Raw genomic sequence first — 22,450 nt, forward strand, 5'->3', positions numbered from 1 at the left:
CTAACTTGTCGACGGTATCAATAACGGCGGGCAATTATACTGAAAGCACTTACGCTGTGCTAGGCGCTTGAGCGGTGAATTTGGTGATTGTGGCGGCGATTGGCAAATGTGCTTTGAGCAACGGTTGTATCAGCTGCTGACAACAGCTCAGTGCATTTTTCACCTAGGTCCAACTTACAAGCTGCTCCCGAATCGGACGTGCAGGTATCCCCTTGAGAGATAGCAAACCTCGCAACTTGCTGCTTCAGGCGGCATGGATGCCGCATGCAGAGCGACACATGGATGTGCTTGAGCGTCAGCATGGGGTGAGGTTTGTTATCGCCAGCTGCACTTTGACTTAAAGCGTGCCCTTGACTGCCGCCCCAAAAGCTCTGTTGTCAGCCTCCGGCCTAGCTGCATCAAGTATCCAATATCAAAGACGCCGAGAAATCGTCCCTGATGGCTCCACTGCAGCTTCCCTGCTGCAGAGGCTTTGATATAGGACACTTGATTCCGCTCTAGACAGTTCCGCGCATTTTTTCACCTAGGTCCAACTCCCAAGCAACTCCTGAACAGCATGAGTGCTGTGTGATAGGTGGTCCGCGATAACTTAAAGAGGCAGCATATAATGCACTGAGGTGCTTCAGCCGACATGGATGTCGGGTGTAGAGCGATCCATGGATGGACGCGAGCGTCACCGAAGGGCATTGTTTGCTGCCGACATAGGCTCGGTTGTTGGCAACGAACTAAAGCTGAAGCAATTTGTGCTCAAGAGGTTCAGCTCTGCCCCCTGCTTCGGTTAGACTAGCCAATTATTTGAATTTGCCATTTTGTCCGTGACTCGATTAACCGACAACATTTACGCCTCTGAGCAGCAAGTAGCTGACTTCAACTTCGATCAGCGCGTTGCCGATGTCTTTCCCGACATGATTCAGCGCTCAGTGCCAGGCTACCAAACCATTTTACACACCCTAGGTTTATTGACCGAACGCTACGCTCAGGCCAACTCGAACCTCTATGATCTCGGCTGTTCGTTAGGCGCAGCAACCTTGATGATGCGACGTCACAATAAACAACCCGGTTGTCAGATTGTGTCGGTTGATAACTCCAAAGCCATGCTTGAGCGGGCCGAGCAACATATTCATAGCTACCGAGGCGACACGCCGGTCGATCTGCGCTGCCAAAACCTACAAGACACCGAAATCAGCAATGCATCCATGGTGGTACTGAACTTTACCCTGCAGTTTATCGAGCCGGAACAACGGTTAGATGTATTGAGTCAGATTGCAGCGGGAATGAATCAAGGCGGCATGTTGTTGCTATCGGAAAAGATTCAACATGCTGATCCAGTAATGAACGACGTACTGATCGACTTACACCATGAGTTCAAACGCGCCAATGGCTATTCTGAGCTGGAAATATCGCAAAAACGCACCGCTCTGGAGAACGTCATGAAAACTGAAACCGTAGACACCAATCTCCAACGTTTGCAGCAAGCAGGCTTTTCTCACGCCTCCGTTTGGTATCAGAGCTACAATTTCTGTTCGATCGTTGCCCTCAAATAACTGCAATCAACTTGCTCCAAATGAAATAGGTTCACCGTGATTCATTTTGACGACTTATACCGCGAACTCCCCTACACCAAGCTCAGTCATTGGCTTGAAACTGTGCCAAGTCAACTGGCAGGCTGGCACCGCGAGTTGCGCAATTCCAAGTTTGCTGGCTGGCAGCGGGTGTTGAACAAACTACCAGAGCTGGCTAGCCAAGACGTTGATTTTAGTGAGCAGGTCCGAATTGGTACCGACGACAGTATTGACTCTGGTATGCAGGCCAAACTTGAAGGGCTACTGACCCAATTCCACCCCTGGCGCAAAGGCCCGTACCATGTCCATGGCTTGCACATTGATACCGAGTGGCGGTCGGACTGGAAATGGGATCGTGTAAAGCCTCACTTAGCACCGCTGGCTGGCAAAACCATCCTCGATGTCGGTTGCGGCAATGGTTATCACATGTGGCGGATGAAAGGCGAAGGCGCCAACATGGTGGTCGGAATTGACCCATCCGAGCTGTTTTTAATGCAGTTTTTGGCGATCAAACGACTCGCAGGCAATCCGGCGGGAATTCATTTGCTGCCGCTTGGCATTGAACAAATGCCGCCGCTTGCGGCCTTTGATACAGTGTTTTCGATGGGAGTGCTGTATCACCGCAAGTCGCCGATTGATCACTTGCAGCAACTGCATGATTTGCTGCATCCGGGCGGCCAGTTAGTGCTCGAAACATTGGTGATTGAAGGTGATGTCAATCAAGTGCTAGTGCCGACCGACCGTTATGCCAAGATGCGCAATGTTTGGTTCCTGCCAAGTGCAGAAGCCTTGCAACTGTGGCTGTCACGCATAGGTTTTCAGCACATCAAGTTGGTTGATTTAGACCAAACCAGTATCGAAGAGCAACGCCGTACTGATTGGATGACCAACGAAAGCTTGGCTGATTTTCTAGATCCGACAGACCAGAGCAAAACGGTCGAGGGTTACCCTGCGCCACTGCGAGCAGTCATCACCGCTCAACGGCCGCTGTGATCTCGGTCAAACAAGCCAGATTCAATGATTAATTTTGAGTCTGGCTCACATTAATCAAGCTATCAAAATTATTACTGGCGACTAATACTTAGGTCTAACCCGATAGGTCTGGAGCTGAGAATTGCGATGAGTTTGCCGATACAAAAGCGTCTACAGGAAGTTCTCTCTTATTACGGCATTCAGCCGTTGTCGAATATAGAGATTTGCGCCTCATCGAGTGTCAACGAAGTATTTTTCGTCGACACTCAGCGAGGACGGCTGGCACTAAAGCACCACATCCAAAACAATAGTCTTGAGCGTCTCCGCCAAGAAGTGGCACTGACAGTTAAACTGGCGCAGCAGGGCGTCCCAACCACTCGGGTGCTAAGCAACTCGATGTCACAGCCGATTACTGAATATCAAAATTCCGAGTTATATGTAGTCACAGAGTTCGTTGAAGGTTCGCCGTTACCAACCGACAATCAGCTGTCCGAAGGGCACATTGCCCAAGTCGCACAGCTGCTGGCCAATTTTCATAGTGCCGGTAGAGATGAGGAATTGCAGTTGCTGCCCACTCACATCTGCAGCCATGACGTGCAAGGACTGACCAACCGTTTGATGACCTATCGTTGTGAGTTACACACACTGGAACAGAGCCACCCATGCGCAGCTGCAATGCTATCGTTGATCTACACCGCCATGCCAAAGGCCATGGGATTGTCGCGTATTTTGCCAGAGCAACTGCTCGCTCAATGCCAGCAGAATATCATCCACAGCGATATTCAGGCCTCAAACTTCTTATTCGACGCTGAGCACAAGCTTGTGTCGTGTATTGATTTTGATGATGCTCGCCGAGATCTGCGGATTTATGATCTTTATCAGTTAGCTTTCTTGTGTGTAAACAGTCACTTCTCTTTAACACCAATGGCCAACTCACGTGTGCAGTCATGGCAAGACAGCCTGCAAGTGATTCTGGAAAACTATGAGCAAGTCGCCGAGCCTTTGAATGAGGCCGAACGACAATGCTTTGTGGCAATGGCCGAAGTGCACTTTTTGCATCAATTGGCAGACTATCAATTTGATGTCACTGATAATCAATGCGATGTCACCATCGGCAAGCTGCAGCGCGATATGATTAATCTAGAGCATGACATGGCGGCACTGCATCAAATTATGTCTGAAGAGCCGCAAGAAGTGATCGGTTAACTCGCTCAACAATTCTCAACACAAAAAAAGCCACGCGTCAGCGTGGCTTTTTGCTATCGACGCCTCACATTTAAGCGCGCGTGGACTCCAGTTCAAACAAAGCAACACAGCGCTGCAGATCGTCACCATTGGTGGTCAACGATTCAGTTGCGGTCACTGTTTTGGTCGCTTGGCTCGCTAAATCTGCAGAATCGTCACTAATCGCCGTGATGCGCTGATTGATTTCGTTCGAGACTGACGTTTGTTCTTCGGTTGCGGTCGCGATCTGAGTAGCCATTTGCATGATGCTATCCAGCTCTGACTTAATCGCATTGAAAGCCGAGGTTGTTTCAATCACCGCCTCTACCGCTCTGCTCCCTTCAGCTTGCAACGAGGCCATATTGCTGGTCGCCGCTTCAGCGCCATGCAACAGGGTCTCAATTTGTTGGCGGATCTGCTCGGTTGATTCTTGGGTTCGGCCGGCCAAACTTCTCACTTCATCGGCAACCACAGCGAAGCCCCTACCCATCTCACCTGCTCGTGCCGCTTCGATCGCCGCATTTAATGCCAACAAGTTGGTTTGTTCAGCAATGCCTTGAATCACATTCAAGATACTACTGATTTGGGTTGCCTCGTCGTTCAGGTTATTCACCACATCGCTAGTGTTACCCAGTTCAACCGTTAAGTTTTCCATCATGGTGCGGCTGACATCAGCACTTTGGGCACTGCTGACTGAGGTGTCATGGGCTGTGTTGACCGCTTGCGAGGTCATCTGTGCCATGCTCGACACTTCTTGAATCGTCGCAGTCATTTCATTAACCGCAACGGACACACTATCAGTGGCTTCACGTTGTCGAGCAGATAATTGTAACGACTCAGCCATTGCCTCAGCGACATCATGCGTGGTGGTATTCATTTCATCAGCATGCCCCTTCACACGCACCAGTGCATCGTTGAAGCTCGTCACCAAACTGTTAAATGCTCGACTTAGTTCCGCCAACTCATCGCTGCCGGAGTCATTGAGTCGAATCGACATATCTTTATTGTCAGCCAGCAGATTAAAACTCAGCACCAGCTTCTTCAGCGGGTTGGTAATGCTGCCAGCAATCCAGATCGACACGGCGACAATACCAATGACCAGAACAATCACCAGCGCAATGGTTTGGTACAACATAGATTGCGCATCAGCCACGCGCTCATTCTTGGTTGCGATGAGTTCGGCAAGCACCGCTTCGGCCGTGCGCTGATAGGCGGCAAACACATTGGCTGATGTACTGCGCCAGTCGATACCATCAAGGGGAATCCCTACCGACAGATCCTTGTGACTCTCGACGGCAAAATTATAGGCCTTCAGTGCTTGGCGATAATCGCTGGTGTTGATGAGTTGATCGTTAAAGACCTGTTTACCGTGATCATCGGCAAAACTGAGAAACATTTGCTGATAGGCTCGCTCCTTTGACTCAAAGATTTTCATCATCCCAAAAGCCCAAGCCGAGGAGTAGTTACCGGTGTAACTGGTATCAATAAAACCATTTAGCAATGCATTGGCGTAGCTGGCCTCAATCAAGTTATAGAACGCGTTGGACATCAGGCTAAGCTTCTGGTCTTCGGAAGCGAGCACGACAATGTGAGTCAGCGATTTGATCAGCTTGGCGATCAGCCGCTCCATATCTGGCATGGTCCAAACCTTTTCACCAAATTCAGCTTGATGGCGTGTTGAGCCCCTCACTCGCTCATCTGCCGCCATTCGGACATATTTGAAGCGAGATAGTGAGTCCTTGATCTGTTCTAAATCACCAGCAAGAGTCGGAAAGCTGCCCAGAGTTTGTTGGTTGTCATCTAGAAACGACACGTACAACTTCTCAGCGGCTTGAGCGACTCTGCGTCGATCCAACAAGCTCGATTTGAATTCTTTACCGCGAGGGTCGCCATCGGCGCCCGGACCAATGTAGAGACGGGTGTAGTACCACTCTTGCTGCAGCGCGACAATGAGTGGGGACGCGACATCAACATAATTCAGTACCAACTCAAGATCTTGCATGGCAGTCTTTTTCGACATCGCTTGACTGATCCGTTCAGCAGATAACAGGAGTGTGGCGATTAAAGGGATTAGAACTAACGCGACAATGCGAGTATTTATTTTGGTTGAGCTCAGCAAACTCATGGACAACCTAGCCTCTTTAGCTGCACTGCATATCGACAATTCCCTTTGCTTCAATGACAACTGGCTTGTTCTTATGAAGTGATTCCGTCACTGCAATTTGAAACAAAATGTAACCCGTTACATCACCTCAGTTCAAGGCTAAAGATCATTTTTGTTACACATAGCCATTATTTTATCGGCAACTCGCGACAAGAGAGAGATAGAAAGGGGGGATAGCAGAAAGACAAAAACGTAAACGTTTACAGAAAGTCAGTTGGCTAACTTATTGGTTTTGGTCTGATAGTGAGTTTGCCAACTTACTTTGTTTGCCAACAACTTGCTGAACAACATTCCCAATGCAAATCCGCTGCTGACTTCAATAAATGTAATTAAGGGCAGTTGATTGGTAATTGCTTGAGTCCAGTACTCGAGCGCCAACGGCAGCAAAACCATGCCGACAAGTGGTAAACCAAACAGGACTGCAAATGCGCCTAACAATTGACGCTCGGAGCATTGCAGCACAAGTTGATCGCCAACTCGCACATCCCCATTAGCAGGTAGCTCGATGGTGAACTCGCCGTCTTTGGCTAAGGCACCGGAGGGGCAGCCCTTTCGTTGCTGGCACTTGCTGCAACCCCCTTGCCGCTGGCCATTAGCAAGTACGTAGTGCTCGGTAACAGCAACCACCTGCAAGGTCGCACCAAGGTGTTCTGGCTCAGAACCATTGCTATGAACAGAAGACGACTGGGCCTTGAAAGAGTCAGGACTTGAATACTGTTCAGTTGACCCAGTCATAAGGTTTTCCTACGCAACGGCAGACGCTGGCGTGTGGGTATGGCAAGCTTTTGGACAGACACGAGCGCAAGCACTACAGCCGATACAATCACCTGCATCTTTCAGATCCATCACCATCATCACATCGTCTTCATAATCATCGTAAGCGTCATCGTCTTCATCGATTTCACGCTCGACCAGATCGAAAACATCCCGTGGACAGACTTTGTAACAACGACCGCAGCCAATACAGGTTGATTGGTCGATATCGGTGACAAACTGCGGCTCCCAGCTGTCACCACTGCGGGTTTTCCCCATAAATTCGGCTGACATGTTTTTCTCCGTTTTTTCTAAAACAAAGGTTCCTAAGTGAATTCTGTGTGTTACCAACTCTCATCCAGCAAATCAGTGAGTGCCTTACTCTGATGGTGCTGACTAGTACCGCGCCGCAAGGCCTTACCGAGCCAACCTTTGGGCTCTTCAGTGAGTTGCATTTGAAGTTCGGTAATCGCTTGCTGAATGGCATGACCAGCGGCCACTTTCAGCGGCTGCACCCCTTGACTAACAAGTTGAGCGATAGCCGATGGGCCAATGGCATTGCAGTAAACCGCCGCGCAGTCATGCAAGGCGTCATATCTCGCTTGCAACTTACCTTGGTCATGGCCACTGGCCAATTGACTGAACTGGACCACTTCAGCAACGCTCGCTTGATGACGGTCAACGCCGTAAATGGATAGCGCTTTGCAAGTGCCAAAATGTTGATTGATATGTTCTTGATCATCGGTGGCAAATGCCACAAACAGCTCGAAATGCTGTGACGAATCAGCTACCAGCTGAAGCTTACGCTGAGGATTAACGCTACTCATCATTCAGCACCTCGCGCCACAGTCGACAATGTATCAGCTGCTTCAAATCGATACTTTGAGTAGTGCGGGGTCACTTCATCGTGATGATGTTTGTACAAGCAATTGGCCAGCGCAAACAAAACGGCACGACTACCTTCGTAGCCAAGCTGCAAGGTATCGCTACTGCCATATTTGTCATGGCATGGATAGCCAGCTCGAAGCACAGGTACTTGCGGTTCACAAAGGGCAGCGCAATGGCTGTTGCCAACCACCACTTCTACCTCACCCAGTACCTGTTCAATGTCAGATAAATCACCGACAACCCAGTCATCTGTTTGCCAGTGCTCCGCCGTTGCACTGCCAGTGGCGGTAACAATTCGTTTGATCGCCATGCCCTGTTCTGCCAACAGAGTTTGGTAGCCTGCCGCCAAATCAGTTTCGGCAGCAATGGCGACAGCAGCCTGGCTAAGTACAAAGTGGCAATCGAGCATCGCGTCTTGCAGTCGTTGCCGGCTGCGGTTAATCCAATTCGGCACCGGCTTGCCACTTAATTGCGTCAGCAACTGCACCAAGCCATCGGTTTCTGCTAAGCCCATGACATTACCGACAAAATGGCAAGGCACCTGATGGTGCTGCTGCAACCATTTACCGGTTGCTTGCAGTGACTCGCCAATCACTATTGTTGCCGCACTGGTTGCCATTCGCTCGATATCTTCAATAGCAGTGCCTCCTGCGCTGGTGGCAGAAAAATCATCGCCATCAAGATGGCCATCGAGTGATTGTGATAAGTCCGGCACCATGATGGCATCGATGTCAAAGGCATCGATATAGCGTTGCAATAGATCAACATCAGCAGGCGTTAAAGCACTACTTGCTAATACGTTGAGCTGCAAACTGTGATTGGAATATGCGCGCGTTGATTGGCTCACCGTTGGTCGTGTGGCTTGGCGCGTTGTTTGCCGAATAAGGGCATCAACCGCGGCAGCGTATCCGGTCTGCATTGAGCCGGTAAAATCAGGCGTGTTAATGGTCACTACTCGAGTGGTACTGTGCTGCGGATACTGCTGGCTAAATTGCTTGGCGATGCGCTCGATATCGGCCCCTTGCATTTCAGTCAGGCCAGTAGTCATCACTGCGATCAGATCCGGATGGTGTTTGTCACACAGCAAAGCAATGGCACTCAGCAGGTTGTCATCGCCGCCCATGACGGCGGCAACTTGATCGATAGCGGTGTTTTGCAGCGGTACCGGTTCACGAAAATGCTGGATCAAATACACCTTAGCAAAGGCTGCACAGCCCTGAGAGCCGTGCATCAATGGAATACTGTTGGCCAGCCCCAGCATCGCCAGCGTCGCGCCGGTCGGTTGGCTGGTCTTTAGAGGTCTTTCAACCAAAGCGCGCTTATTGACTTTACGAATCACCATGATTAGTGCTCCCGCGCGATGTTACGGCCTTGATGACGGACCACACTTAAATGGATCAATTCCGATGGTTCAAGCCATGGCGCGGTACTTCGAACTTGCTGCCAAATTGGACTTTCCAAGGTTCGGCATAGCTCCTTGGCCAAATTAACCAAACCGGCATAGCCAGCATAAGCATGCTCGCGTTCTTGGTTAATATCGAGAAATGGCATCTTGGCCTTGAGCGCGGTGTACATGTTGCGGCCACCAGCAATCATTAGATCGGCGTTGTGCTCTGCAGCCACATCCAATAAATTGCGCGCCCCGCCTTCATCCAGCATTAACGCATCTGGGCCCATAATCTCGCGAATACGTGCTTTGTCATGCTCGGTTGATTTCTTTGTGCCAGTGGCAACCACTTCAATGTCCAGCTGCTGCAGTGCTGCGACCACTGACCAAGATTTCACCCCGCCGGTGTAGACCAATGCCCGTTTGCCTTGCAACCGGTCACGATAAGGAGCCAACAGCGCTTTGGTTTCCATTTCCTTAAAGGCAATCAATTGTTCAGTTTCGGCAATCAGTTTTGGATCACCGATCAGACGAGCAAATTGCCGAAGCGATTCTGACGTGTCCTCAAGGCCATAAAAGCTCCCTTCAAACCAGGGGATACCCCAACGCTGCTCCAGCATCCGGGCAACATTGATTTGTGCTCGCGAGCAAACCACCATGGCGGCATCGGCTCGATGCATGGTTTGAATTTCGTGAAAACGAGTGTCACCGGCCATGCAGCTCAGCACTCGATAACCGAGTTGTTCGAGTAACGGTGAAATGTGCCAAAACTCACCGGCAATGTTGTATTCGCCGATCAACACAATGTCATGCACTTTGCGGGTCGGATCGTGGCGCATCACGGGTTTAGGTGGCGGCTCAGCGGTACCAATGACTTTGCGCACCATGACATCACCAGCGATTCGGTTGCCCAAGTTTTTATTGCCATAGAAGCCAGCGGCATCAACGGCAATCACTGGGCGCTGCCAACGTTGCTGTGCTAAATCGCAAATGGCATCGACATCGTTACCTTCAAGCGCAGGTACACAGGTCATGTAGACAAATACTGCTGGCGGATCATGACGCTCAATGACCTCTTTGATGGCATGGAGCAAGCGCTTTTCGGCACGGCCCATAATGACATCTTGTTCATTTAAGTCAGTGGTAAAGCCCAAACGAAACAAATTTCGGCCATTGGCTCGGGTGCCACGGTTGTTCCAACTATTCCCCGCACAGGCAATGGGTCCGTGAATGATATGGGCAACATCGGCAATCGGCAGCAAACTGATTTGTGCGCCATCGAAGCTGCAGCCTCCTGCGGTGTTACCTGGTGTTGGCCGACTACAACCGCTTTTGTCACCTTTATTGTGTTCGCAAGCGGGTTCATCTAATAATTCGGCGATTTCACTACGTTTCATTGGGTTCCTCCTGAGAAGCAAAGAGCGGCTCAATGGTGCTAGGGTCTGTTTATCTCTGATGTATAAATTTTGTTCGTTCAAAACACTCTTTTGAGCAAGGCGCGAGCTTTGCCGTATAGCCATCTATACAAATAGCGAGCAACGCCGCGAAACGAGTGTTTTGACGAACCCTTAGGGCAGCATTTATGGGTGATTTATTCTGCGTCAGCGATTTCTTATTGACAGCCAGTCAACGTCGCAACCGCTTCCTTGCCTAAATTCCCCATAAATTGCTGCAAAAACATACATCAGAGATCAACAGGCCCTGATGCCAAGCAACCATTGTCCGTTCTTGCTAAAACAGTCTTCATAGGAACCAGTGCAAACTTCAGACCTCCACTAACATAATGATTTAATTGACTTAAATATTGTAAGGTTTACGACAAAGGAGACTTTATTGTGTTCGTTAGGCACAAAAAAGCGAGCCACGTGGGCTCGCTTGTTACCGTGCAAAGATCATTAGTGTGCGGTCGGCCGCTGGTATACCCGGACATAATCGACAGCCATTTGCAGTGGAAAAATGGTGTCATCGATCGGACCGCCTGCGCTTCCCCATGCGCCGCCAACGGCAATATTGAGGATCAAGTGGAATGGGTGATCATAGGGCCATGATTGCCAACCGGTATGATCATTCATGTAGCTAAAGTACAAAGTATCATCAAAGTAAACATCGATACGTTCTGGTGTCCACTCGAGCGCGTAGACATGGAAGGCTTCACTGACATCTTTACCTTCAACGGCGCCCTTACGCTGCTCCCAGTTCACCCAGTAATAAGCTTTGTTATGCACAGTGCCGTGGACTCGATTCATGTCGTAACCGACATGCTCCATGATATCGATTTCGCCCGAGTTAGGCCAAGCGTCACAGGTTGAGCTGCCTTGCCACTCGGCTTCGGTGCTGCAGGTCGTTGCGTAGGTGAAGGGATCAGACGGCAACATCCAGATGGCGGGCCAAGAGCCTTGTCCTGCTGGCAACTTTGCTCGGATCTCGGCGCGGCCGTACAAAAAGTCACCTTTGCCGCGGGAATGGATGCGGCCCGAGGTATACTGGGCATTGTCGTACTGCTCTTTTAACGCTTCAATAATCAAGTGGCCATTCTCAACCCGAACGTTTTGCAACCGATCGGTATACGCCTGATCTTCAGCATTGACTTTACCCGCAGGCCAAATATCGTAATTCCACTTGTTCGGATCGGGCGCACCCGAATAATCAAATTCATCGTTCCAAACCAATTGCCACTCTTGCGGATCGTGCCACTTGGGCCGCACCACAATGCCATTTAGCAATGGCTCACCAGCAGAAGCAGCAAAATCGATGTTTAACACCCCATCAGTGACTTCAACATTAGTCACGGTGCGAACCAATGCTGAGCGGAAGTTGCCATCTCGCTCTCGGCGAACCGCCAGTTGCGGCACCACAATTTGGCCTTCAGCTAAGACATCAAACACCCGACCATATTGCTCAATGTCGTTGGGCTCAGCAAATTTAAATGTGACATCGTAAATGCCATTAGCCAGTGGTTTGGCAATAGTCAGTTTGCCTTGCCGGTAGCTTTTAAATAGCTCTGGATCTTGAGAGCCTAAGATCTCAGAAATGACGCCCTCGCTACCACCGATACTGCCATCATCAGCCTGATAGTGAATACCATCATTACCACAGTAGTCACCACCACCGACATTCATTGCCCAAGCAACGGCTTGGCTAGACGTCAGGGACTGATTGAGCTGATAGAACTGTCCCTGCTCAGGGCTAGCCTTCTGGGGCGAAGCTGAATCATCTTTACTACCACTGCACCCCACCAATAGTCCTGCCACCACAGCAGTGACAAACTTACATTTAGAAAACACGGAAAATTACTCCAAATAACAATAGCCATCATCTAAGGCCTAATTTGAGGAATAAATTAACGACACATGTAAGCGCTTACAATAGTTAATCACAGCCATCTATCAGACTGTGATCGAGCTATCATTGAGTGTTAACGGAACATAGGGGAAAGCTCGCCGCCGTTCACCAGATCGCTAAACGGCGACAAGCGAGAGAGGTGATTACTTTTGCAAATGACCGAACAATACGCGCAGAAATTCCTGCTCTAACGGTTTCGGTGCACCATAAAACACCAGATCGTGGTTGCGGTCAGGAATTAACCACAAGCTCGAGTTCTTCAGGTGCCGATGTTGGTCCAATACAGGCTCTATTGGGAAGTACTTGTCGTGTTGACCATTGATCATCAAGGTATCAGCAACAATTTTCTGCAGTTGCGGCGGCGAAAAGTTAGGTTGCTGATAGTCAGCTGCCAGCGCTCGATATTGCGCTAACAAAGCGTCAACTTGCGGCTGGCCGCCTGGGTGAAGCGCCACTAGCTTGCTTTGGAACGCCTTAGAAAAATGATTAAAGCCTTTCGCTTTGCGTTGCTGTTCACGGGCTGATTCAGCCAGATAGGAGCCCGATCCGATCAATACCAGCTTGCCGATTCGTTTTGGTTGCTCGATTGCCATCCGAGTGAGCGTTAGCGCACCTTCGCCGTAGCCAACGGCATCGAACTTGGCAATATTCAAGTGCGCCATCAGAGCCGATAAGTCTGCTGCCGCTTCGCGATAACTAAACACGGCAGACGGATTAGTAGACAAACCATGACCCCGCAGATCAGGAACAATGACTTGGAACTGCTTGGCAAGCTGCTCTAAGTAGGGTTGCCACAATTCGCCGGAATCGAGAAAGCCGTGGACCAACAATAATGGCGAGCCAGTGCCCATGGTACGGTAGTGAATCGACACGTCACCGAGGCTGAAGGTATTTTCACTGAATGCACCTTCTTCGACTTCGGTTAGCTCAGGAGCAGGCAGAACAAGCGGCGCAGGTTGTTTAGTATTCTCTTCAGCTGCAGCGGATGCACCCTGTTCAATATTGGCCACCGGCGTATCGGCCGATGATGAGACACTTTGCTTCTTTGATGTTTCTTCAGCAGCGCTTTCGACTCCAGGCTGAGCAGCAGAAGTCAGTTCTTGGCTATGAGCGAAACCAGCGCTGCACAGTAATAAAGCAGCCAAGAGCTTAGCGGAACAAGTCATTACGTCTTCCTTAAACGGGCAAACAGGCACAGGCCCAACAAACTAGATCAAACCCCGTCACCCTAGCATACCCTGACGATCAAGTGACATGCGCCAAGTTAACAATTTTGGCAGATTCACCAGATTCAACCAATAAAGCCAACACAAGCTCAGAAATGGCTTCATACCTTGATTAAATCTTGCACACCTCCTTATCGCCTACTAGCTTTTAACCATCTGACACAGATAAGGAATTTAGCAATGGCACAACGGATATCAACTCTCTTCTCGGCACTCATGTTGACGCTGTTGATGGTGCCTGTTTATTCGCTTGCCGAGCACATTGAAACAGATGCTGAAGTAGTCGTAATCGGTGATGTGCATGGCGCATTCGAGCAAGTCACATCACTGCTCAAAGAACTTAAAGTTATTGACGACAACCTCGATTGGATAGGTGGCAAACGCCACTTAGTGAGCCTTGGTGATTTGGTCGACCGAGGCGCTGGCTCGCGTCAAGTTGTCGAGTTGATGATGAAACTTCAACGCCAAGCCGAAGCTGCTGGCGGTGGTTACAGTCAACTACTGGGCAACCACGAAATCATGCTGATGACAGGTGACTACCGTTATGTCAGCGAAGCAGAATTTGCCAGTTATAAAGACTTGGCTTCAGAACAACAACGCAAAGAATTATTTCGTAAATACAGCCGCTTGTACCCTAACGAAACCGATCTTGAAAGTGATTTTGCAGCCAATTTCCCTCCCGGTTTTACCGGTTTAGTGCAGGCTTTCTCGCCACAAGGCGAAATCGGCAAATGGCTCAGACAGCATGGTCGTGCGGCAATCAAAATAAACAACCAAGTTTATGTTCATGCTGGCCTATCGCTGGATTCACTGGAGCTTTCGATTGACGAGCTAAATCAGGCAACCAGCAAAGCATTAGCCGACTATCAGCAACCTTTTGACGAGCTAATTGAGTTCGGCATTTTACCCTTCACTCTTGATAATTATTCTGGCGAGGCTGCTGCGCTAGCCTTTTTGGACAGCCGCAATGCCAAACGCCAACCTTGGTATAAAGCAGCGCAGCAATTTATCGAAGCACAAGACAGTTTGCTGTTCTCCCAAACCGGTCCATTTTGGTATCGCGGCAACGCTTTTTGCCCTGAGCTATTAGAGTCCTACACGGTCGAAAAAGCCCAGCGAAAATATCAGATTGACCATATCGTTGTCGGTCATTCGGTCAAGTATCGACGCGTCGTCAGCCGAGTCGATGGCGCCGTGATTTTAGCTGACACTGGCATGCTCACCAATTACTATGGTGGCACACCGTCCGCGCTATTGAGCTCCGAACAACAAACCACTAGCCACCACCTCAATAACCAGTTTAGCGCCAACATCGTTGCCGAAACCGAACGCTTTCGCCATAACCCTCCAGGGATGAAAGATGAGGATGTTGAAGCATTTTTAACAACCGCAGAGATTATTGATAACCAACCGATAGGCAAAGGTGTCACTCGCTCTCGGGTACTCACCTTAAAGCAAGACGATAAGCAGTTTCGCGCCTCGTTTAAAACCTTCAACAAGAGCGGCGACCGCTACATATTTGAAGTTGCCGCTTACAAACTCGACCGTCTGCTCGGACAAAATCTGGTTCCGCCGACCGTATTGCGGACAATCGATGGCAAGGAAGGCGCGGTTCAGTTGTGGGTGGAAGATCTGATTGATGACAACCACAAGAATGACCACAAAGTCGAATACACGGGCATGTGTGAAGAGCTCGGCTGGACTCGTTTAATGCTCAATTTCGATACCCTGATATTCAATATCGATCGCAATAACGGCAACATTCTTTGGGACGAGGAGTTCTTTGGCATGTTCATCGACCATTCACAAGCCTTTGGCGATACGGTCGGTAAGCCCAAGATGTATCGCCGTTCGACTTTTCGTTTATCCAAGCTCCATAAAAAGCGTTTGCGTAGCCTGACATTGGACAACCTCAAAGCCGAGCTGTCTGATTATCTCAATGGCACCCAAATCAACGCGATTATCAAACGTCGTGATTACATTCTGAGAAAAGCCAAATAATGGCTGCGAGCGCTGAACAGCAAACGCCAACTGAGTATTCGTGGCTTGAACGGGTACTCAGGCTTGGCGGCGACGTCCATTCGGGAGAAGGGCTAAAAGTACTGTCGCTGTTCTTTATTCTGTTCATGCTGATGTTCACCGCATATATCCTCAAACCGGTGCGAGAAGAGCTGATATTGGTTGAACAAGGTTCGGAGTTAAAAAGTTACGCCACCGCCTTCCAAGCGCTGTTGTTGCTGTTTTTAGTACCAGCTTACGGCGCATTTTCGCGTCGTTTCACCAGCCGCCGATTTATGATCGCGGTGATTTCATTTTTCATTTTGTCATTCGTGGTGTTTTTGTTGGCGAGCATGGCAGGATTTGCTATTGGCCTGTTTTTTTATATTTGGCTCGGTGCATTTGGTGTCCTGGCTCTCAGCCAATTCTGGGCGTATGCCAGCGATCGCCTCGATGAAGAAGACGGCAAACGCTTATTTGGCCTAATTGCTTTTGGTGCTTCGATGGGTTCGATGATAGGGGCAATGGCAGCCAAAGCACTGCCACCAGAGCTCGATAGTCGTATCATTCTGGCTGCAGCGGCGGTCACATTACTAATTGCCCAGTTTCCGGTGTTGTTTGCAAAGTCGAGTCATGTGCGGCTCAAAATCGATACGGCAGCCGACAAACCCAAACTGCTCAACGCCTTTAAACTAGTGTTGGCTAATCGCTACCTGTTGCTAATTGCCTTGTTTGTGTTGTTGTTTAGTTGGACCAATTCACTGGGCGAGTACTTGGTTAGCTTGTTGGTCGAACATAACTATGATTTGGCGCTGGATTCGGGTTCAGTGGAACTCTCAAAGAATGCCTACATCAAGCAGTTCTATAGCAATTATTTTTTGGCCGTGAACATTGCGAGCGCGCTATTGCAATTCTTCGTGGTGTCCCGTTTTATCAATACCTTTGGGGTCAAGTTATCGCTGGTGCTGGTACCGCTTTTCATATTTATTGGCTACAGCTTAGTGTTGTTTGTTGGTGCGCTATTACTATTCAAAATCATCAAAATTGTCGAGAACAGCCTTGATTATTCGTTGATGAACACAGTCAAACAAATGCTGTACATTCCAACCTCAAGACAAGAGCGCTACGAAGCCAGAGCCTTGATTGAAACCCTGTGTTTTCGCAGCGGCGATATGTTGCAAGGGCTCACGGTATTTATCGGCATCAACGTGTTAGCTATCCAACCAAAGAGTTTTCTTTACTTCGTCATCGCAGTATCGGTCATCGTCATTGTCTTAGCCCTCAATATCGGCAATCGCCACCGCCAATTGCATCGCCCTGACTAGTCGAGTTGTTTCAAAACCCGAGCTGGATTGCCACCAATTACCACATTGTCACCAAAGCTTTTTGTCACTACCGCGCCCGACGCAACGACAACATTATCACCCAATGTCACCCCTGGATTGATCACCGCATGGCCGCCGATCCAACAGTCGTTGCCTATGGTAATCGGCAAGCCGAACTCAAGGCCGCTCACGCGTTCTTGGCGATCCAACGGATGGCCCGGGGTATAGATACCTACCTGCGGTGCCATCAAGCAGTTGTCGCCAATTCGTACTTCTGCGACATCTAAAATCACGCAGTCAAAATTGGCATAGAAATTTTCGCCGACATGAATATTGACGCCGTAATCACAACGGAAATTCGACTCCACATAGATCCGTTTACCGGTCGAACCAAACAGTGATTTGATAATTTTGGTGCGTTTGGACAACTCCCCCATACTGGTCTGGTTGAGTCGTTCGAATAGCTCCCTGGCGTTTTTGCGTAGCGCCGTTAATTCAGGATCAAACGGGTTGTAGTATTCGCCGTTAAGCATTTTTTCAAATTCGGATGGCATCTTCGCTCCGCATAGTTAAAAGTTCCGCCGCCGCGATCAAGGTCAACAAGTTGTCTCAACTATCTAAATAGTTAGACGTCATGATCACCGACAAGCATTATCGCCAAGTTTGAGGTACATTACAGACCAGTATTATTACCAAGAAACCATTATTGGTCATACAAGGTTATTCATCGATGCTGCAAGCCTTTGGTTTTTCTCTTTCGGTTACGACACCGATTTTACTAATGATGGTGCTAGGCTACGTGTTCCGCCACCGAGGCATGATCTCAGCTGACTTTATTCAAAGTGGCTCGAACCTAGTATTCAACGTCACTTTGCCTTGTTTGTTATTCCTCAATGTTGCCAACGCTGATGTCGCCGCACTGATTCAGCCCAAACTACTTGCCACCGCCACCATCATCACTGTGGTATCAACCGCAATTCTTTGGTGGTATGGCCGCAACATGGCACCCGCCCAGCGCGGCGTTTTTGTGCAAGGCTGTTTTCGCGGCAACATGGGCATCATTGGCTTGGCAACCATCGTCAATGCCTTCGGTACCGAAGCATTGGCCCCTGCCGGTATCTACCTCGCCATTATCGCCATTGTTTATAACCTCACGGCGATTGTAGTGCTCAGTGCGGCTCAAAGTCGCCCCGACCAAAACTTGCTCAAGCAAACCGTCCGTTCAATGGTTACCAACCCGCTATTCTTGGCAATTGCCGCAGGCTTAGCACTGGCGTTAATGCGTTTCAGTTTGCCTGACTGGCTAATGACCAGTGGCCGCTATCTAGCCAACATGACACTACCGCTCGCACTGCTGTGCGTTGGCGGTTCACTGAGCTTAGAACGATTGAAAGGTAATCGCAGCCTCATCGTTCAAGCCTCGTTGGTAAAGCTGGTATTGCTACCAGCTTTTTCTGTGCTGTGCGGCGCAATGCTTGGTTTTCGCGATGTCAGTTTGGGTATTCTCTATTTGATGATGGCCACCCCGTCTGCCACTGCCAGTTTTGTCATGGCCAAACAAATGGCCGGAGATGCTGATTTGGCCGCCGACATCATTGCCGTCACCACAGTGTTTGCCATTATCACAACCACACTAGGCTTGTTAGCGCTCCGCTCATTTGGATTAATTTAGTCGCTGCCATCATCCGCGGCCCAAGGATAATCCATTTGCTTTGCCGTCACTTGCGCTAGTGATGGGTTAACCAGTCGTGTCAACAAATGGAAGCTCATATCAATACCGGCGGCAATACCCGCAGAGGTGATGATATTGCCCTGTTCTACCCAGCGAGGACCGTCAACTACCTTCAGCGCGGGAAATTGTTGCTGCAAGTCGGAGCAGTCTTGCCAATGCGTGGTTACAGTCAGCTTGTCCAACAGCCCCGCTGCAGCCAGCAAAAACGCACCGGTACAAACCGATGCAATAATCCGACAGTTCGGTGCAACTTGTTGAATCCATTGCAGGGTTGATTGCTGTTTCATTTGGTACTGATGGACGCCACCGGGCACAATCAGCACGTCGATATCTGGCGCTGAGGCAAAGTCATGATGTGGTGTCACCAAAAAACCGTTGCGCGCGGCAATCGGCTCAACCCGCTCGCTCACTAAAAACACCTCCAATGCCTGTTCAGTGCGCAATTGGCTCAGCATTCGAGACGCCGTGGAAAACACTTCAAACGGCCCTGCGAAGTCCATGACTTCAGCTTGCTCATATAGGTAAATCGCGACTTTCATTCAGGCACCATTTTTCTAGTTTTAGTTAGGAGGATGATGAAGCGCTTACTACCACTTCATCATTGGCGCTGGATTAAACGGGTGCTTGAGAAACCAACGCCAAGCCCGTTTGCCAAGATTCTTGTGAAAGCTAGCATTAGGGAAGGCCTGTTTGACCTGTTCGATAACGGCTTTATCCAAGCCAAATTTGACCATGCCAAAGGAAAAGTCCACCAAGTCACCGCGCCTAAATAGTTCCACTAGCGGGTAGTCACTATCTCGATATTGCCGCACTTTATGATGTTCAGTGATCATCAGTTGAATTTCATCCCACCAGTGCTCAAGGCCTCGACTTGCCAAATAGGCTTTGGCGGGCGGCAACGACGGCGGAATATAATCAACGGTATCCTCAATCCAAATACCTAAGTCGTGAAAGGCGCCGGCAATCATGATCTTTTCCCGTTCCTCATCGGAACACTGGCGCAGGGCGAAGCAAAAGTGAACCATCCGATAAACGTGATTGCGGTAGCCAAGGTACTCGTCGCCGATCACTTGTTGCCAGTCAGCGAAGATGGACTCAAGTAGGGGGATTTGTTGTTCAATGATCATGACTCTATTCGACTCTTTATGACGATCAAGACAGCGCTAACTCAACTGCTTTATTGGCATGCACGGCAGTGGTATCAATTAACGGAATGCTGGTATCGGTAGAGCTTAGCAGCATGGATATTTCGGTACAGCCCAAAATCACAGCTTGGGCTCCTTGAGCAGCGAGCTTATCTATTACCTCTAAGTAATGCTGTTTCGATTGGGCACTCAATTGCCCCTGACACAACTCTTGGTAAATCACCCGATGTACCTCCGCTCGGTCGTCATCATTGGGAATACAAACCTCGATTTGTTGGTCCTGTAACCGGCGTTTATAGAAGTCCTGCTCCATGGTTTATGGTTTTCATCGCTTCCCCCTTGTGCGCCTAGCTAACAATGAGCTCACTTATCACCATGTTACCGTCAACCATAAATTAATGAACCGATAAAAAAAGCCGGCTGACGCCGGCTTTTAGCAACACATAATCAAATAGCTTTAGTTGGTCAAACTAAACTCGGCTGATTTGACGTCAGCGGAATTTGCTCCAATGAAGACAACAAATTCGCCAGCTTCAATAGTCGGCTGGTAATCAATACCAATGAACGCCAGCTTGTCTTTGGTAATGGTAAATTTAGCAGTTTTACTCTCGCCCGGAGCTAAATCTAAGATGGTAAAGTCTTTCAGTAATTTTACCGGTTGAGTGACAGATGCCACCTTGTCATGAAGATAGAGCTGAACGATTTCACGACCTGCGACATCGCCGGTATTGGTCACCTCAACAGACGCAATAATCGAACCCTGCAAGTCCATTGTCGTGCTGTTTAGGGTGACATCAGAGTAGCTGTAATTGGTGTAGCTTAAGCCAAATCCAAATGGATACAGCGGCTCATGAGGTACATCGCGATAAGTGGTGGAATAGCGATCTTCGGTGATGCCTTCAACAAAGGGGTGGCTGGTCTTCTTATAGCTGTAGAAAATCGGTACCTGGCCTTGGTGCTGCGGGAACGTCACCGGCAGTTTTGCTTGTGGATTGAACTTACCTGAAAGTATTTCTGCCACCGCCGTACCGCCTGTTGTACCTGGCATCCAAGCTTGTAGCAAGGCATCAGAATGTTGTGCAACGTCGGTCAGCACATAGGGGCGGCCTGAGACAATCACAGTAGCAATTGGCTTATCGGTTTTAGCCACTTGTCGCAATAGTTCTTCCTGTAAACCTGGCAGATGTAGCGACGCCAAACCGCCGCCCTCGCCGCTCATCCATTCTTGCTCACCAAGCACCATGATCACCATGTCGGCCTGCTCTGCCGCTTTCACCGCCTCTGGGATCAACTCAGCGCCGGCTTTGTTAAAGCGATCAATAGTTACGCCTTGGGCATAGGTGATTTCAACACTGTCACCGAATTCAGCTTCAATGCCTGACAAAATCGACACTACGTCTTTCGCTTCGCCCAAGCCCGGCCACCAGCCAATCAGATCTTTTTGCGCTTTGGCAAACGGACCAATGACGGCAATTTTCTTCACTTCATTAGTAATCGGTAAGGTCTGCTGCTCATTCTTCAGCAACACCATACTCTTGAGCGCCATTTCTTTCGTTGCTGCGATATTGGCATCGGACAAAAGCTCGGCCTTTTCAAGCGCTTCATCAAATCGGCCATACGGGTCTTGGAGAAGTCCGGCCTTGTACTTGAGCATCAATACTTGGCGAACGGCATCGTCAATCAATTGCTCATCAACACGACCTTCGCGCACCAGCTTGGGCAGCAACTCGCTGTATTGGTTGGAGGCCATATCCATGTGAATGCTGTTTTGAATCGCCGCAGTGGTGGCATCTTCAAGATTCTCGGCAGTACCAGCACGGACCAGATTAAAAATGGTAGCCCAGTCAGTCATAATCAGGCCGTTAAAACCCAATTCGCCTTGCAGAACATCTTGCACCATGTATCGGTTGGCCGTTAGCGGCACCCCATCATGGGCAGTGTAAGCCACCATTACAGCAGCAACATCGGCATCAACAGCGGCTTTGAATGGTGGTAGGTGCACTTCACGAAGCTCACGTTCACTCAAATCTTGGATGTTGTAATCGCGGCCAGCAAGGGAAGCCCCATAGCCGGCAAAGTGCTTCACCGTAGCGAGGATATTTTGACCCGGTTCACCTGACTCCTGAAAGCCTTTCACTCGCGCAGCGGCGACCAAACTGGCCAGATATGGGTCTTCGCCAGCCGCTTCGATGATTCGTCCCCAGCGCGGATCTCGGCTCATATCAACCATAGGCGCGTACGTCAGCTGAATACCACCAGCCGATGCCTCACGAGCAGCTACCGCGGCCGATTGCTGAATAGCTGGAATATCCCAGCTGGCGGCTTCGGCTAATGGTACCGGCGCAATCGTTTTGTAGCCGTGAATCACATCTTCCTGAAACAGGATCGGAATGCCAGCACGTGATTGCTCAACGGCGACTTGTTGCAGTTTAAGGTTTTGTGCTGCGCCATTAGATTTTAGGATGCTGCCGATCTTACCTTGCCGAATTTGTTCGAGCTGCTCCTCAGTTGGCTCACCTTCAAAGTTGATTAAATGAAGCTGACCGACTTTCTCTTCGAGGGTTAAGTCGGCAAGAATGGCTTCGATAGTGGGATTGGTCGGGGTTGTGGGCGACGTGGTGGTGCTAGTTGTTTTTGAGCTCATAGCGCAAGCACTCAGAACAACGGTAGAACACACCAACAATGATTTTAATGTGGCAGCATTCAACATGCTTTTCTCCGAATAATAATTA

At 49.4% G+C, this 22,450-nt stretch carries 19 protein-coding genes; 6 read left to right on the forward strand and 13 right to left on the reverse strand.

The features are described from left to right. Positions 1 to 815 precede the first annotated feature (815 nt). From cmoA to CBE68_RS14965, 3 genes are all read left to right on the forward strand, one after another. A complete protein-coding gene (gene cmoA / locus CBE68_RS14955) occupies positions 816 to 1,544 on the forward strand; it encodes a carboxy-S-adenosyl-L-methionine synthase CmoA (RefSeq protein WP_087506905.1) in 729 nt (242 codons plus the stop codon). Positions 1,545 to 1,580: 36 nt separating this feature from the next. Further along, positions 1,581 to 2,555, forward strand: coding sequence for a tRNA 5-methoxyuridine(34)/uridine 5-oxyacetic acid(34) synthase CmoB (cmoB, locus tag CBE68_RS14960; RefSeq protein ID WP_087506906.1), 975 nt, complete (start codon positions 1,581 to 1,583; stop codon positions 2,553 to 2,555). Between the two features lie 126 nt (positions 2,556 to 2,681). Then, the gene (locus CBE68_RS14965) at positions 2,682 to 3,740 is read left to right on the forward strand and encodes a phosphotransferase (protein WP_087506907.1); all 1,059 of its coding nucleotides are present in this window, start codon (positions 2,682 to 2,684) and stop codon (positions 3,738 to 3,740) included. A gap of 70 nt (positions 3,741 to 3,810) precedes the next feature. On the opposite strand, the gene CBE68_RS14970 is transcribed toward CBE68_RS14965, so the two are convergent. The 8 genes from CBE68_RS14970 to CBE68_RS15005 form a co-directional block, all read right to left on the reverse strand. Next, positions 3,811 to 5,778 carry a methyl-accepting chemotaxis protein gene (locus CBE68_RS14970; protein WP_158100627.1) on the reverse strand — a complete coding sequence of 656 codons (1,968 nt, stop codon included), beginning with the start codon at positions 5,776 to 5,778 and terminating at the stop codon, positions 3,811 to 3,813. Positions 5,779 to 6,132: 354 nt separating this feature from the next. Continuing rightward, on the reverse strand, positions 6,133 to 6,657 hold the full coding sequence (locus CBE68_RS14975; protein ID WP_087506909.1) for a SoxR reducing system RseC family protein: 525 nt from the start codon (positions 6,655 to 6,657) through the stop codon (positions 6,133 to 6,135). 9 nt (positions 6,658 to 6,666) lie between these two features. Next, positions 6,667 to 6,969 carry a ferredoxin III, nif-specific gene (fdxB, locus tag CBE68_RS14980; protein WP_087506910.1) on the reverse strand — a complete coding sequence of 101 codons (303 nt, stop codon included), beginning with the start codon at positions 6,967 to 6,969 and terminating at the stop codon, positions 6,667 to 6,669. Between the two features lie 50 nt (positions 6,970 to 7,019). After that, positions 7,020 to 7,502, reverse strand: a complete 483-nt coding sequence (locus CBE68_RS14985; protein WP_158100628.1) for a NifB/NifX family molybdenum-iron cluster-binding protein — start codon at positions 7,500 to 7,502, stop codon at positions 7,020 to 7,022. Next, a complete protein-coding gene (nifN, locus tag CBE68_RS14990; RefSeq protein WP_087506912.1) occupies positions 7,502 to 8,905 on the reverse strand; it encodes a nitrogenase iron-molybdenum cofactor biosynthesis protein NifN in 1,404 nt (467 codons plus the stop codon). Before nifN ends, CBE68_RS14985 begins: the two co-directional genes overlap by 1 nt. Before the next feature lie 2 nt (positions 8,906 to 8,907). Continuing rightward, a complete protein-coding gene (gene nifE / locus CBE68_RS14995; protein ID WP_087506913.1) occupies positions 8,908 to 10,347 on the reverse strand; it encodes a nitrogenase iron-molybdenum cofactor biosynthesis protein NifE in 1,440 nt (479 codons plus the stop codon). A 498-nt stretch (positions 10,348 to 10,845) separates the two neighbouring features. Next, a complete protein-coding gene (locus CBE68_RS15000; protein ID WP_229744701.1) occupies positions 10,846 to 12,234 on the reverse strand; it encodes a family 16 glycosylhydrolase in 1,389 nt (462 codons plus the stop codon). 201 nt (positions 12,235 to 12,435) lie between these two features. After that, positions 12,436 to 13,458 carry an alpha/beta fold hydrolase gene (locus CBE68_RS15005; RefSeq protein ID WP_087506914.1) on the reverse strand — a complete coding sequence of 341 codons (1,023 nt, stop codon included), beginning with the start codon at positions 13,456 to 13,458 and terminating at the stop codon, positions 12,436 to 12,438. Positions 13,459 to 13,698: 240 nt separating this feature from the next. Here CBE68_RS15005 and CBE68_RS15010 point away from each other — a divergent pair, with 240 nt between their 5' ends. Together CBE68_RS15010 and CBE68_RS15015 are read left to right on the forward strand one after the other, a co-directional pair. Next, positions 13,699 to 15,519 (forward strand): metallophosphoesterase, encoded by a 1,821-nt coding sequence (locus CBE68_RS15010; RefSeq protein WP_087506915.1) that lies wholly within the window; start codon positions 13,699 to 13,701, stop codon positions 15,517 to 15,519. Continuing rightward, positions 15,519 to 16,841, forward strand: a complete 1,323-nt coding sequence (locus CBE68_RS15015; RefSeq protein WP_087506916.1) for an NTP/NDP exchange transporter — start codon at positions 15,519 to 15,521, stop codon at positions 16,839 to 16,841. Before CBE68_RS15010 ends, CBE68_RS15015 begins: the two co-directional genes overlap by 1 nt. Here CBE68_RS15015 and CBE68_RS15020 read toward each other — a convergent pair. Continuing rightward, on the reverse strand, positions 16,838 to 17,395 hold the full coding sequence (locus CBE68_RS15020) for a sugar O-acetyltransferase (RefSeq protein WP_143824582.1): 558 nt from the start codon (positions 17,393 to 17,395) through the stop codon (positions 16,838 to 16,840). The genes CBE68_RS15015 and CBE68_RS15020 overlap by 4 nt on opposite strands. A gap of 176 nt (positions 17,396 to 17,571) precedes the next feature. On the opposite strand from CBE68_RS15020, the gene CBE68_RS15025 reads away from it, so the two are divergent. Then, complete coding sequence (locus CBE68_RS15025) at positions 17,572 to 18,513, forward strand: AEC family transporter (protein WP_087506917.1); 942 nt, start codon at positions 17,572 to 17,574, stop codon at positions 18,511 to 18,513. On the opposite strand, the gene CBE68_RS15030 is transcribed toward CBE68_RS15025, so the two are convergent. The 4 genes from CBE68_RS15030 to bglX form a co-directional block, all read right to left on the reverse strand. Further along, complete coding sequence (locus tag CBE68_RS15030; protein ID WP_087506918.1) at positions 18,510 to 19,112, reverse strand: DJ-1/PfpI family protein; 603 nt, start codon at positions 19,110 to 19,112, stop codon at positions 18,510 to 18,512. The genes CBE68_RS15025 and CBE68_RS15030 overlap by 4 nt on opposite strands. 48 nt (positions 19,113 to 19,160) lie before the next feature. Next, positions 19,161 to 19,700, reverse strand: a complete 540-nt coding sequence (locus CBE68_RS15035; RefSeq protein ID WP_087506919.1) for a hypothetical protein — start codon at positions 19,698 to 19,700, stop codon at positions 19,161 to 19,163. Positions 19,701 to 19,725: 25 nt separating this feature from the next. Beyond that, positions 19,726 to 20,031 (reverse strand): aspartate/glutamate racemase family protein, encoded by a 306-nt coding sequence (locus tag CBE68_RS15040; RefSeq protein WP_087506920.1) that lies wholly within the window; start codon positions 20,029 to 20,031, stop codon positions 19,726 to 19,728. Between the two features lie 144 nt (positions 20,032 to 20,175). Next, on the reverse strand, positions 20,176 to 22,428 hold the full coding sequence (bglX, locus tag CBE68_RS15045; RefSeq protein WP_087506921.1) for a beta-glucosidase BglX: 2,253 nt from the start codon (positions 22,426 to 22,428) through the stop codon (positions 20,176 to 20,178). Positions 22,429 to 22,450: the final 22 nt, after the last annotated feature.

The organism is Neiella marina (genome assembly GCF_002165625.1).
Lineage (GTDB): Bacteria > Pseudomonadota > Gammaproteobacteria > Enterobacterales > Neiellaceae > Neiella > Neiella marina.